At 62.3% G+C, this 12,987-nt stretch carries 10 protein-coding genes; 2 read left to right on the top strand and 8 right to left on the bottom strand.

Annotated features, from left to right (window positions below; translation table 11 throughout):
* Positions 1-10 precede the first annotated feature (10 nt).
* The 8 genes from ACRWA7_RS25205 to ACRWA7_RS25240 form a co-directional block, all read right to left on the bottom strand.
* Positions 11-2,344, bottom strand: coding sequence for a hybrid sensor histidine kinase/response regulator (locus ACRWA7_RS25205; RefSeq protein ID WP_438392970.1), 2,334 nt, complete (start codon positions 2,342-2,344; stop codon positions 11-13).
* On the bottom strand, positions 2,341-3,120 hold the full coding sequence (locus ACRWA7_RS25210) for a chemotaxis protein CheW (protein ID WP_438392972.1): 780 nt from the start codon (positions 3,118-3,120) through the stop codon (positions 2,341-2,343). Before ACRWA7_RS25210 ends, ACRWA7_RS25205 begins: the two co-directional genes overlap by 4 nt.
* Positions 3,113-4,627, bottom strand: coding sequence for a CheR family methyltransferase (locus ACRWA7_RS25215; protein ID WP_438392973.1), 1,515 nt, complete (start codon positions 4,625-4,627; stop codon positions 3,113-3,115). Before ACRWA7_RS25215 ends, ACRWA7_RS25210 begins: the two co-directional genes overlap by 8 nt.
* On the bottom strand, positions 4,624-5,091 hold the full coding sequence (locus tag ACRWA7_RS25220) for a chemotaxis protein CheW (protein ID WP_438392975.1): 468 nt from the start codon (positions 5,089-5,091) through the stop codon (positions 4,624-4,626). The genes ACRWA7_RS25215 and ACRWA7_RS25220 overlap by 4 nt, the downstream gene beginning before the upstream one ends.
* A 15-nt stretch (positions 5,092-5,106) precedes the next feature.
* On the bottom strand, positions 5,107-6,768 hold the full coding sequence (locus ACRWA7_RS25225; RefSeq protein WP_438392976.1) for a methyl-accepting chemotaxis protein: 1,662 nt from the start codon (positions 6,766-6,768) through the stop codon (positions 5,107-5,109).
* Positions 6,769-7,287: 519 nt separating this feature from the next.
* Positions 7,288-8,556 (bottom strand): type II toxin-antitoxin system HipA family toxin, encoded by a 1,269-nt coding sequence (locus tag ACRWA7_RS25230; RefSeq protein ID WP_438392978.1) that lies wholly within the window; start codon positions 8,554-8,556, stop codon positions 7,288-7,290.
* The gene (locus ACRWA7_RS25235; RefSeq protein WP_438392979.1) at positions 8,553-8,825 is read right to left on the bottom strand and encodes a helix-turn-helix domain-containing protein; all 273 of its coding nucleotides are present in this window, start codon (positions 8,823-8,825) and stop codon (positions 8,553-8,555) included. The genes ACRWA7_RS25230 and ACRWA7_RS25235 overlap by 4 nt, the downstream gene beginning before the upstream one ends.
* 175 nt (positions 8,826-9,000) lie before the next feature.
* Positions 9,001-11,388: an AsmA family protein gene (locus ACRWA7_RS25240; protein WP_438392981.1), complete on the bottom strand. Its 2,388-nt coding sequence runs from the start codon at positions 11,386-11,388 to the stop codon at positions 9,001-9,003.
* A 99-nt stretch (positions 11,389-11,487) separates the two neighbouring features.
* On the opposite strand from ACRWA7_RS25240, the gene ACRWA7_RS25245 reads away from it, so the two are divergent.
* Together ACRWA7_RS25245 and ACRWA7_RS25250 are read left to right on the top strand one after the other, a co-directional pair.
* Positions 11,488-12,168, top strand: a complete 681-nt coding sequence (locus ACRWA7_RS25245) for an ABC transporter ATP-binding protein (protein ID WP_438392983.1) — start codon at positions 11,488-11,490, stop codon at positions 12,166-12,168.
* The gene (locus ACRWA7_RS25250) at positions 12,165-12,974 is read left to right on the top strand and encodes an ABC transporter permease (RefSeq protein ID WP_438392985.1); all 810 of its coding nucleotides are present in this window, start codon (positions 12,165-12,167) and stop codon (positions 12,972-12,974) included. The genes ACRWA7_RS25245 and ACRWA7_RS25250 overlap by 4 nt, the downstream gene beginning before the upstream one ends.
* Positions 12,975-12,987 lie beyond the last annotated feature (13 nt).

Genomic DNA, 12,987 nt, shown 5'->3' on the forward strand with positions numbered 1-12,987 from the left:
GGGTGGGTGATCACGGCTGCGCCTCGCCGATCAGGTCGCGCACGGCATCGAGCAGGGTTTGATCGTGGAAACTGCCTTTGGCCAGATAGTAATCCGCGCCCGCATCCAGCCCGCGCTGACGGTCTTCCGCGCGGTCCTTGTACGACACGATCATGACCGGCGTGTCGCGCAGTTGCGGATCGCGCCGGATCAGCGCCACCAGTTCAATACCGTCCAGCCGCGGCATGTCGATGTCCGTGATCACCAGATCGAAACGATCGCTGCGCACCGCGTTCCAACCGTCCATGCCATCGACTGCAATGGTCACGTCGTAACCGCGGCTCGCGAGTAGCTTGCGTTCGAGTTCACGCACGGTCAGCGAGTCGTCGACCACCAGCACGCGCTTTTTCGGCACGGCGGCCGCCTGGGCCGTACCTTGCGAAACGCGGCCGAGTTCACCATCGACAACCAGCTTTTCCACGGCGCGCAGCCAATCATCGAGATCGGCGATCAGGAGCGGATCGCCGTTTTCCATCAACGCGCCCGCTGCTATGTTGGGGACCTTGCCCAGGCGTTTGTCGAGCGGCTGCACGACCAGCATGCGCTCGCCGAGGAACCGGTCGACCACCACGCCGTAGGTCGCCGCGCCCTGCCCGATCACGACCACATTGAGCGCGTTGCCGGCGGCATTGAACGTGCCGGCGCGCAGGATCTGGTGCGCCGTGACAATGCCGAGCCGCCGGCCTTCGAACTCGAAATGCTGATGGCCTTCGAGCAGTTCGATTGATGCACGCGGCAACACGAGCGTGCGCACGACATGCGCGAGCGGCAGGCCGTAAGGCTCGCCATCGATTTCGACGATCAGGCTGCGGATCACCGACAACGTCAGCGGCAGTTGCATCAGGAAACGCGTGCCGGCCAGCGCTTCCTGCGTGACGCGCAAGCTGCCGCGCACCTGGCGCACGACGTCGTGCACCGCGTCGAGACCGACGCCGCGGCCGGAAACGTCGGTGACCGTATCGCGCATGGAAAAGCCGGGGAGAAACAGGAATTCGAGCAATTCGGCTTCCGACAGACGCGCCGCCGTCGTCTCGCTGGACAGGCGTTTTTGCACGATCGCCCGGCGCAGCGCGGCCAGATCGACGCCACCGCCGTCATCGCTCACGCTGATGAAAAGCGATCCCGCGCGGTGGCGCGCCTCGAGCGTGATCGTGCCCTCGGGCGGCTTGCCGAGCGCCTGGCGGATCGACGGCGCCTCAATGCCGTGATCCACCGCGTTGCGCAACAAATGGCCGAGCGGCGCTTCGAGCATGTCGAGGATGTCGCGGTCCACTTCCGTGGTTTCGCCCGCGATCACGAGGCGCACCTGTTTATCGAGCGAGCGGGCGACGTCGCGGACCATGCGCGCAAAACCGCCGGTGGCGTCGACGAAAGGACGCATCCGGCATTCGAGCGCTTCGTCGTAAAGCTGCTGCGAGAGATGCGTTGCACGGCGGTCGTAGTTTTCGAGTTCGACCAGGCGCTCGCCCAACTGTCGCTGCGCTTCGGCATTGAGGCGGCGGATTTCATCGAGCGCGGCGAGCGTGCGCACGTCGAGCGCGGCAGTCGGCGTCATGCCGGATTCGGGATTCGAACTCCGCGATGATTCCGTCAGCGATTCATGCAGGAAATCGAGCGCCCGGCTGGCGTCGCGCTGAATGCGCTTCACGCGCAGCATGGATTGCGCGAACGGCTTGAGCCAGCGCGATTCCACCAGCGATTCGCCCGAATGGCTGAGCAGGCGGTCAAGGGTATCCGTACGCACGCGCAGCATGCGGGTCGATTCACGTTGTTCGGCAGGCGACCAGACTGGCAGCGGGCGCTCGGGTTCGGGCCCGCGTGGCATGTCCTCGGAAACCGGCGCGGCAAGCGTCAATTCCTTCGATAGACCAAAAAACGCGTCGGTAACCGGCGTCTCGGACGAAGGCCTGTCGACCTCAAACGCGTCGCCGTTCATCCGCCCGTTCAGTTCATCGACGAACGTAGCCACCTCCGCTTGCGGCACGGTTTCGTCGCCGGAAGCCTGGCCAATCCGCACGATCAGGTCGACGCCCGCCAGCAGCACGTCGATCATGGCGGCGTCCACGTTCACGCGCCCCTGCTGCGCGCCGACGAAGCAATCCTCCATGACGTGCGCGAGGCTTACGCCGACCGGTATGCCAACAATCCGCGCCGCGCCCTTCAGCGAATGCGCGGCGCGCATGCAGGCTTCGAGCGTGACCGAATCGCGGGGCGCGCGTTCGAGCGCGAGCAGGCCGTCGCTCAGGATCTGCGCCTGCGTGCGTGCTTCCTCGCGAAACAGGTCGACGAGCGAGGCGCCGCTCATGTCAGGCTCCGGTTCAGGGTTTCGAACAGCTTGGCGGCGTCGAGCAAACCGACCGTCACGCCCTTGCACGCCGTGACCGCGATCGCATGCGAGGCGGACATGCTCGCGATGGTCGCGGGGACTTCCTGGAAATCGGCGCGCGCGAATCGATGCACACCATCGACGGCATCGACCGGAAACACGGTCGGGTTCGCAAGCTCGCCGCGCTGGCTGCCATCGGCTGCGGGTTCGACCACGAGCAGGCGTGCGAGATCGCGGGCATCGACGGCCTGTTGCGAGCCTTCGCGCCGTCCGTCCTGAGCGAATTCCGACTCGATCCCGAAAAGCCGCGCGAGCGAGGCGCACACGAGCAGCGCCCCGCGGATGTTCACCACCCCAAGCACGGCCCGATGCCGCCGGTGCGGCAGCGAGTGGATCGGCCTCAGTTGCGCGACCTGCTGGAAGATGGCCGTGGGCAGCCCGAGCCATTCTTCGCCGATACGAAACACGAGCCACGACGTGGTATCGGCTTCCCGCGCGGTTCGACTGGTGAAGGGTTGCGTGGTCAGCGAATGCGGCGGCTGATTTTCGATCTCCCTATCCACGGTTCGCTCGCGGTCGAGCACGCGCGCCGCCGCGGCATCGTGCACGGGACAATTGCGGCAATGGACATGGCCTGGCAGGCGCGAACACGAGCCGTCGCCGCGCACGCCAGTGCGGTTCCAGCAATCGTCGATGGGCGCGGCTCCAGCGGTCTCGCGAAGTGGATCCGGGAGCGGAGCATGGACATCACGCATCGCGTCCTCCCAGTGCCCGTCCTGCGCGTGCCAGCAGCAACTGGGCGCCCGCGCGATCGCCCTCCAGCCCCAGTACGGCAGCCAGATGCGTCAACGCTTCGGCATGCCCGGGATCGAGATACAGCGCGCGTTTGTAGTGGCCGCGCGCCTCGGTCTGCGCGCCTTGTGCATCGGCGAGCACGCCCAGCAGGTAATACGCGTCCGCGCTCGACGGATTGGCCTTGAGATACGCGCGTGCGACAACCGACGCTTCGGACAAGGAGCCGCCATCGGCCAGGGCGTGCGCCTGCTCCAGCGTGCCGTGTTTTTGCTGCATCAGTGTTGACGCTTGCAACGCTCGCGGCGGTTGCGTCCTCGAAGCGGGAACTAACACCGGACGCGTCGCGCCGGGCTGGGATCTGCCCAATCCGCTTGATTCGCTCAGCAGCGCGCCCGCCCGCAACGTGAAGGTGTTCGCCGCGGCGAGATTCAAGCTTGCGGAGGCGTGTCGTGGCGCGCCGTATTGCGCCTGGAATTCCATTTCACGTTCCGCCTTCGCAATGGCGCCGTACAGCGCCAGCGTCCCCGTGTCCTGCAGGCCAGGGCTGCGGGTGTTGTCGAACGATGTGCGGCCTTTCTCCGGCCGCCGGAACGCAAACGCAAGCGCGAGTTTCGCCGACGCCATTCCTTCGCGCATCATCAAGCCGGTTTCCGCCGGTCCGACAAAGAGCGTTCCGCCGGGCGCGAGCAGCCCATCCAGCACAGTCACCGCGTTGCGCTGCGTCTCGCGGTCGAAGTAGATCAGCACATTGCGGCAAAACACGAAGTCGAACGGTTCGAACGCCTTCGCATCGAGCGTGAGCAGGTTCGCCTGGCGAAAGCGCACGCGCTCCGCGACGTCGGGCGAAAGCCGCCAAAGATCTCCCGATGCCTTGAAGTGGCGGTCGCGAAATCCAAGCGCGCGGCTGCGGAACGCATTGCTGCCGTAGCTTGCCGCGCGCGCGAAATCGAGCGCGTGGCCGCTGATGTCGATGGCGTCGATAGTAAAGCGCTCCGGCGCAATCCCCGCGTCGAGAAGCGCCATGGCAATGGTGTACGCCTCCTCGCCCGTCGAGCACGGCATGCTCAGGATGCGCACCGGCTTGAACGGCTGCTCAGCAAGTCGCGTGCGCACGAGCGTGACGAGCGCGTTGAATGCTTCGCCATTGCGGAAAAACCACGTCTCCGGCACGACCACCGACTCAATCAACGCCTGCATCTGCTGCGGTACGCCGTTCACGGCAACCCAGAAATCATCGATACCCAAGGCGTCGACGTTCGAAGCGTCGATCGCGCGCCACGCGGCGAACTGGTCCGCCACGGCGCGCTCGATCGCGTTTTCGCCAATGGACGCCGCATCCAGCCCGATGGTCCGATGCAGCAACGCCGCAAAGCGCGCGACCTGCTCGCGCGGCAACGGTTCGCGCGTGCTTTCGTGAAGCGCGTCGAGCGGCCGGCGGATTGGGCTGGGGATGAGGTCGTGATTCATGCCGCGCTTTCGGTGAAGAGTTGCGCCCGTACGTGATCCGGCAGCAGATGTTCGACCCGGACCCACTGCACGAAGCCCTGCGCGTCGCGCGCAAGCGGCCCGAGATACCGGGCTTGCGCCGCTTCCACACCTGAGTGGCTGAACGCGGTTGCATCAAGGGAAAGCGTGCGGATGGCGCGCTCAAGCATGATTGCAAGCCGCCGCTGCTCCACGCCCGCAGGCGTCTTGTGCGGGTAATACACCAGCGCGAGGCGTGTCGATAAACGTTCGAGCGAGCGGCGCCCGAGCGCAAGCGCCGCCAGGTCGATGACTGGCACCGGCGCACCCTCATGCTCGAAAATGCCCGCCACCCAGGCCGGCACGCCCGGCATGGTTTTCAGTGGCACGAGCGGCAGCATCCGTTCGATCTGCGAGCTGTCGAGGACGTAGCGGTCGTGATCGAGCGTGAACTGGACGAAGAGCATGGCCGTTTCAGGTCTTCAGGTCGCCACTTTGAAACGCGAAACACCCGTGCGCAGGCCGTTGGCGGTATGCGTGAGATCATCGATAGCTTGGGTCGACTGGCGCAGCGACTCCGCTGTTTGCTGCGCGGCCTCGGACAATTGCGCGAGCGCTTGCGTGATCTGATCGGCGCCGCTCGCCTGCGTCTGCATGCCTTCGTTGACCATCACGAAACGCGGTGCGAGCGTCTGGACCTGCATGATGATCTGCGACAACTGACCGCCCACCTGCTGCACGTCGGTCATGCCGCGCCGCACTTCTTCCGAAAACTTGTCCATGCCCATCACGCCCGCGGCCACCGCCGACTGGATCTCTTTCACCATCTGTTCGATATCGAAAGTGGCGACCGCCGTCTGGTCCGCAAGCCGGCGAATCTCGGTCGCCACCACCGCGAAACCGCGCCCGTATTCGCCCGCCTTCTCCGCTTCGATAGCCGCGTTCAGCGACAGCAAGTTGGTCTGGTCGGCGACCTTCGTAATGGTGGCGACCACCTGATTGATGTTGCTCGCGCGTTCGTTGAGGATCGCGAGCTTGCCGTTCACCGAACCGGCCGCTTCCATCACGAGGCGCATGGTGTCTTCCATGCGCGTGAGGCCGATTTGCCCCGTGCCTGCGAGTTGCGCGGACTGCTCGGCCACGCCCGAGACTTCGTTCATGGTGCGCACGAGATCGCGCGAGGTCGCGAAAATTTCCCGCGACGTCGCGCCAATTTCAGTGGTTGTCGCGGCGGTCTCGCTTGCCGTGGCTTGCTGTTCCCGAGCGGTCGCGGCGATTTCCGCCACCGAGGTCGTCACCTGGAGCGCCGACTTCTGCGCCTGTCCGACCAGGCCGGTCAGTTCGTCGGTCATGCGGTTAAAACCTGCGCCGAGCGTGCTGAATTCATCGCCGCGATCGAGGTGCAGCCGTTGCGAAAGATCGCCGGTCCGCATTGCATCGACGACTTCGACCAGACGCTGCATTGGGATCGTGATGGCCTTGAGCAACAGGAAGCCCGCCCACGCCGCCACGAAAAATGTCACGAGCAACACGACGAGCAACGTGATTTCAGCTTTCGTGACCGAATGGCGAATGCTCTGTGCCGACTTGATCTGCTGCGCATTGTTCAGTTCCACCAGCTCGCGAACGGCCGTCCGTCCCGCCTCCCAGATCGGCGTGAGCTGTGTGTTGAAGGCTGTCGCAGCCGCGGCCTTCGATACAGGCAAGTCCGCGAGGATCTGCGCCTGGATCGGTGCGTAGAGCGTGCGTTGCTGCTTGAAATCGTTGAAGAGACGCCGGTCGTCGTCATCGAAAATGGTCGCGGCGTACTTGTCCATCAGCTTGTCGAGCGACTCCTTGGTTTCTGCTGCACGCTGCGTGTCACGCTTGATCTGGTCGGGCTCGGCGTCGATGTATATCAGGCGCTGCGTCACCGTGTAGTTCTCGAACCAGGACGCGCGAATCGTCGTGGCGAGATATACGCCCGGTGAAAAATCGGCTTCCTGGCTCTGTGCGTCGCGATCGATGTCGCGGAACAACGCGTAGGACACCACGGCCATCACCAGCATCAAAGCCAGGATCAAGCCAAAGCTCGCAAGTATTCGATTTCGAATGGTCAACTGCTTCACGCATGAACCTTTATGGTTGGATCCGCGTCCGGACAAAGAAACGCCGGCGCAATTTTAAGACGGAAAACAAAACAACCTGCGAATTGATATGGAGATATTTGTTGGTTATCTGCCAATGCGGGTTTTGTTTATATCGAGCAAGGGTTCGAAACGCGGACAAAACTTATACACAGAAATTGGGGAGCACTCTGTTGATAACGTGCTGATAAGCGGCGGCCCATATTGAAAACAAACGGTTTTCAGTCACCGCTTCAAAGTGTTCGAAAAAAGCATTCGGAGATTGGTGTCACGCCAGGTTGTGCACACAAACTGTGGACGGCCCTGTGGACAAGCATGGGCCTATGTCCGCAACTCTTTGATTTTTTGCAGAAAAACGAGAGCGATTCGTTTTGATACACGAAGCGTGGGACAGATTCGCGAGTCGTGACCGCACGGGTCATACCCAAGAAATATTCATGGGCGTGATGATTGGCGCAGCTCGGCACCTGACTTACTGAACGCAGCCGCGAAATAACGGCGATTTAAAAACGCCGATCTCAAGCCAAGCGCTTGCGTTCAGTGAGCGCCGCCAGCCGGCCGCTTTGGCTTCGTGACCGGCAACGGACCTGTGCGGCGGACCTCGCCATGAATGCGCGCGAGCAGATCGTCTTGATACCGTTCGTCGGCGGTGAGCCGGTTGACGACCCTTTCAAATGCGGCGTCGATACGCAACAATACCGCCTGCGCCTCGGCGCCCTTCAGACCAAGGCGCTCGCCGTACGCCACAAGTTGTGCGGGCACAGGAAACACTTTGGATTTATTCAGGTTCAATGCCATGCGGCCATCGAGTGACGGATAGATCCCCGTGCAGACGACGTCGTAAATTGGCGAAAGCCGGCGCGCTCCGGTCGGATTCTCATACACGATGCCGATGTTTTTCATATGGGCATCGCCGTCGCGAAGAAAGCACGACAACGCAACGCGTTCGAACAGCCGGATGGCCTGCGCGCGAAAATCAGCGCCGGTGTAAACCTCGACCGCCCTCGCGATCATTTCGTAGCTGCCGCGATATTTATCGTTGCCTGTCAGCACGCTCATATCTTCGAAACCAAGCGCGGCGCCATCCGGCGTGCGGTCGAAACGAGCCATGACAAACAGCAGGCCGTCGTCGGAGAGCCAGAAATCCGGCACTTCAAAGCCTGCTTCGAGCGCGACCGACATACAAAGAAACTCGTTGCGCGCGATGCCCGGAAAATCGTCGCCCTCCGATTTCACGATGACCGTCTTGAGGGGCAGTGCTGCATGCGAATCGATGGTGGCTGCTTCGGCGGATGCAACCCCGGAAGCCGGCAACAGCGGCACGACGGTCTTGGGCTGCACGCCCGAAATGCCGGAACCCAATGCGTACTTGCTCACCAGCCGCTCGAAGAGTTGACCCGACGGCGACGACAGCAATTCGTCCAGCCGCTCGCCCTCGCCTTCGGGCACCGATTCGCCGCGCAGCGCATACGTCAGGCGGCCAATCTGGTTCCGGCCGGCGAGAAACAGCAGGAACATATCGCTCGGCGTGCCAAACCTCGCCAGCCGTTCTTCGATGATGTAGCGCAGATAACCTTCCGGCCTGTTCATTGCGAATACGCTCATCAACGCACCGCTGCTGTAGCTCTTTCGGCGGACGGGCATGGTCAGCGATACGGCGGCGCTTGCCTCGACGTCGCCGTAATTGAAAACGAAGGTGCTTTCTTTCGCCAGCAATCCCGCGATGCCTTGAGGCGTGTGTACATCGAGTTGACGAATTTTGTCGAAGAGGGTTTCGAGGTCGAACCCTGCGGGAGGCGTGCTCATTCCTCCTCCCGAAAGAAGAAGTCCAGGTCTTCGTAGACGACCGTGTCCTTGGGTCGCAAGGTCAGGTCGTAACCGAGCGCATTCGCCATCCTGCAGAACTCGTGAAGTCCGACGTTCTGCGCGGTTTCCGCATTGGTGATCGTGCGCCGCGACACGCCTGCGCGTTCAGCAAGCGTCTGCTGGCTCATGCGGTGCTCGCGACGAAGCGTACGTAGTTCGTCCGCGACTCGTTCACCATTTCCAATAGGGTTGGGATTTTTGCGCGTCATAATGCGCAATTATAGTCAGCATCTTTAATTTGAGCACTATACTGCTCAAATTAAATTTTTGGAGAGGTTTTCAAAAAGCGGTTTTGCGCATAATTCTGCGCTTATGTCGATAAAATACAAAAAATGCGCATTTTGATGCGCATTTCTTGTTATAGCGGCTAGCTTCAGCCGACCTTCAGCTTCCTCGATACGCCGCCGCACTAGCTGGCGACGGCGCTGCCGGCTGGGCCTTCGCGCCCTTCGCGCCGGTGGATGCCGGAGCCGATGCCGCCGCCGGATTCGACACACCCGGTTCCATATATCCGGGCGCGCCCTTCGCTTTTTGTTTTTGCCCGGGCGGCGGCGCGGATGGCGCTTGCCGCATGTCCGCAAGCATTTGCGTACACGGCAACGGCTTGTTGTTACTCGGCGCGATCAACGGAATCAGTGCGGCGAATGGATTCAACAATCCGAGCCCAACCGCCGCTGCGCCACGCGCTGCCAGCGCACCCGCATCCACGCCCACATGCGGGTCCTTGAACGTGCCCTTCACATAAAGCGGCGAGCGCAGCGAAAACACCCGGAAGCCCTTCGTATGCGGATGAATGCCCAGATTCATCTCCTCGGTCTTGAGATTGATGGTGCCGTCCATGTTGATCACGGCGTCGTCGGTATCGAGGGCGAATACGCGCGATTCAAGCACGCCGTTGGTCGCCACGAAATCAGCCGCAGCGCAGTTGATTTTCACGTCACGCTTGCCGAAGAGTTTCTCGTACACCGCGTTCGCCACGTTCAGGCCAGCCGCCTCCATATAAAGCCGGCTGACGGTGCCATCGGTGACGAGCGTTTTCACCTCGCCATTCATCGTGCCGGCGAGCGCGGCAGGAGAATTGCCGGTCGCGGACAGCGCCGCGTCGCCATTCACTTCGCCCAAAGCCGATTGCATCGTCTTGACGGTCGGCAAGAGCTGCTTCAACTTCAGATGCCGCGCCGATGTCGAGAAACGGCCCTTGAGCGGCACGCCGCTGCCATCCAGATGAATGTCCGACGACAACGTTCCCCCCGCCACGCCGAACTTCAGCGGTTCGAACGACAACACGCCGTCCTTCATCACGACATGCGTGTAAAGATCCGAGATCGGCAGCGCTGGATCCTTGACGATCTTGCGGCCGGTGAACTTCACGTCGGCGTCAATGGCCTTCCAGCGGTCCGTCTTGAATTCTTCGGTCGGCAATGCTTTCGCGGAAGGCTGCTTCTCGGTTTCGCCGCGCTTGGCCTTGTTTGCGTTGGAATCGGCACCGATAATCGGCGCAAGATCCGAGAATTGAAGAAGGTTCGACACAAGCTCGCCCGAAAGCAACGGACGCGGCTTGCGCCCGACGAACGTCAGTGATCCGTTAAGATCGCTGCCGCCCACCCGGCCGGTGAAGTTTTCGTACTTGAAGACGTTGCCGTCCTCGCGGAACTGGCCGACCAGACGCCCTTCCGTGGCGTATGGCGGTGTGGTCGGCAAGGTTACGCCAACAATCGGATAGAGGTGATCGAGACTCACGCCTTGCAGCCAGAGGCGCAGGTCGAGCGCGGCCAGATGCGCCGGGTCCGTCACCGTGCCCACAAACGCAATATGCGTGTCGCCGATACGAACGTCCGCCTGCACCGGGAACGGGCGCATTGCGTCCTGCAAGGCCAGCACGCCGCCCACCTTGCCATCGCCGGATACCGCTACGTTGTTGTACTTCCCCTTGACCGACCAGCCAATGCCATACGGCGGCACCGGGGGCTTGGGCGCGTCCTTGGTCGTGATGCTCGTGTTGGCGGAAACGCTCGCGGGGTTCGGCGCGCTCGCGTTGGCGGCGGCTGCGGCGGACGCCGCCGAGGCCGCTGCCGCTTCCGATGCCGCGGCTTTATCGACTTGCTGGTTGAGCTTTTTCGCGCCGCTCTTGCCCACCTGCTCCGCGGACGATTTCTGCGATGCAGCTTCCTGCTGCTTCATCACGTCGCCAATAGGAATCATCTGGCCAAGCGTGTTCACGACCGCCTGCATGTCCGCTTTCGTGATTTCATCGGCGTAGGCGATATTGCCTTTATTCAGCGCGATATCGTGAAGCTGCAGATTCCACGTCGACGGTTCCGTGGATTGCTTGAACTTGAATGTCCAGTTATTGCGGTTGTCTTTCAGGCGTTCGAGATCAACCGACGGGTTCACCAGATTGATGGATGGAATAACGATATTGCGCGCGAGCAGCGGCAATATCTCGACCTGGAAATCGATTTCGTCCAGTGTCGCGAAGTATTTCTGTTTGGTCCAGTCCGGATTGGCGACCGTGATCTTTTCGGCGGAAAAACGGGGCCACGGAACCCATCGGCGCCAGCCGGTTTCATTGGGCGGGCGCTGCCAGCCGACCTTCAGATCGCCGGTGATCTGGAACTCCCGGCCAATGGCTTGCGAAACCTTGTCGTCAATCCACGGTCTCGCGCGATTCCAGTCGAAAGTCAGGAACACGATCACCAGAACGGCGATCAGCACGAGCAGAACCGCGACGGTCCAACCCACTATTTTTCCGATTTTCCGGCCAATTGCCATCGTGGCATCCTCATTTTTCTCTTGGATTAGGGGTCAGCACATCGCGTGCCCGGCGTGCTTTATGATTGCGCTCAAATAACAATCCGATCCGTCAACGCAATGCCCACACAAGCCGACACGCCGCCGCTGCGCGCCATTGCGCTCACACGCCGCGATCCCGCGCGCAACGTCATCCTTCTGCACCCAACTACGTTTGCCCTTGCCGCGGGACAGCGCGCGGTCGTCACAGAACCATCGGGGTCAGGCAAGAGCGTGTTCCTGCGGGCGCTCGCGCTGCTCGATCCGGTCGATGACGGCGTCATCCAGTGGCGTGGACAACCGGTCGCGCGCGGCGGCATTCCCTCGTACAGGCGGCGCGTGGCCTACATTGCACAGCGGCCCGCCATGCTCGACGGCAGCGTGGAAGACAACTTGCGTTACCCGTTCTCGCTGAAGGTGTATCGCGATGTGCGCTTCGATCGTGAGCGTGTGGTCGAACTCGCACGGCGCGCCGGCCGCGAAGCCGATTTCCTCGACAAAAGCGCGAGCGATTTATCGGGTGGCGAAGCGCAGATAGCCGCGCTGATCCGCGTGCTGCAGGTCGATCCCGACATCCTGCTTCTCGACGAACCCACCGCTTCGCTGGATCCGGCCTCGGCGCTGGAAATAGAAGCGCTGGTCGACGCATGGTTCAACGACGGCCGCGGCGAGCGCGCCAGCATCTGGGTGTCGCACGATCCGGCCCAGGCTAAACGGGTGGGGGAACGCCAGCTCGTCATGACCGCCGGGGTCTTGTCATGAGCGGCTACCAGACGCTGAGTCTTGTCGATATCGGGATCGCGGCGGCGCTGGTCCTGGTGAACGGCGTGTTGTCCGTGCTGCTGAAGCTCGATCTTGAACGCAAGCTCGCGTGGGCGGCGGTGAGAACCGTCGTGCAGTTGCTGGCCATTGGCTATGTGCTTGGTTGGGTTTTCCAGCACGCGCGCTGGTACGTCGTGCTCCCGTTGATGGCATTGATGACATTGATCGCGGGGCTGTCGGCGTCGAACCGTGGACGGCGCACGTACGCCGGGCAGCGCGCGGACAGCATTGTGTCGATCTGGGTGAGTTCGTGGCTCGTGGCGGCGGTGGGATTGTTCGTCGTGATCCGGATTCATCCGTGGTACGAACCTCAGTACGCCATTCCTATTCTCGGGATGATCCTCGGCAATACGCTGACGGGCGTGTCGCTCGGCATCGAACGGATGACGGAAGAACTGACGGCGGGACGCGGCGTCGTGGAAATGTCGCTCGCACTTGGCGCGACGCGCTGGGAAGCGGCCCAGGGTCCGGCGCGGCAGGCGGTGCGCGCGGGCATGATTCCAACGTTGAACCAGATGACCGTGGTCGGACTTGTGAGTTTGCCGGGGATGATGACGGGCCAGGTTCTCGCCGGGCAATCGCCGCTGCAGGCGGTGCGCTATCAGATCGTGATCATGTTCTTCATCGCGGCCGCGTCGGCGCTCGGCACGGTGGGCGCGGTGCTGATGACTTACCGGCGGCTGTTTTCGGCGGAACACCGCTTCATGGCGTCGAAGCTGGCCGAGAGAAAAACCAGCCGCAGATGAGCGGCCAGCCGCT

Origin of the sequence: Caballeronia sp. DA-9, from assembly GCF_051615025.1 — a bacterium.
Classification (GTDB): Bacteria; Pseudomonadota; Gammaproteobacteria; order Burkholderiales; family Burkholderiaceae; genus Caballeronia; species Caballeronia sordidicola.

Excerpts from the sequence above, each read along its gene's own strand:
- ACRWA7_RS25205 (WP_438392970.1), bottom strand. The coding sequence starts at position 2,344 with ATGAGCGGCGCCTCGCTCGTCGACCTGTTTCGCGAGGAAGCACGCACG.
- ACRWA7_RS25210 (WP_438392972.1), bottom strand. The coding sequence starts at position 3,120 with ATGCGTGATGTCCATGCTCCGCTCCCGGATCCACTTCGCGAGACCGCT.
- ACRWA7_RS25215 (WP_438392973.1), bottom strand. The coding sequence starts at position 4,627 with ATGAATCACGACCTCATCCCCAGCCCAATCCGCCGGCCGCTCGACGCG.
- ACRWA7_RS25220 (WP_438392975.1), bottom strand. The coding sequence starts at position 5,091 with ATGCTCTTCGTCCAGTTCACGCTCGATCACGACCGCTACGTCCTCGAC.
- ACRWA7_RS25230 (WP_438392978.1), bottom strand. The coding sequence starts at position 8,556 with ATGAGCACGCCTCCCGCAGGGTTCGACCTCGAAACCCTCTTCGACAAA.
- ACRWA7_RS25235 (WP_438392979.1), bottom strand. The coding sequence starts at position 8,825 with ATGACGCGCAAAAATCCCAACCCTATTGGAAATGGTGAACGAGTCGCG.
- ACRWA7_RS25240 (WP_438392981.1), bottom strand. The coding sequence starts at position 11,388 with ATGGCAATTGGCCGGAAAATCGGAAAAATAGTGGGTTGGACCGTCGCG.
- ACRWA7_RS25245 (WP_438392983.1), top strand. The coding sequence starts at position 11,488 with ATGCCCACACAAGCCGACACGCCGCCGCTGCGCGCCATTGCGCTCACA.
- ACRWA7_RS25250 (WP_438392985.1), top strand. The coding sequence starts at position 12,165 with ATGAGCGGCTACCAGACGCTGAGTCTTGTCGATATCGGGATCGCGGCG.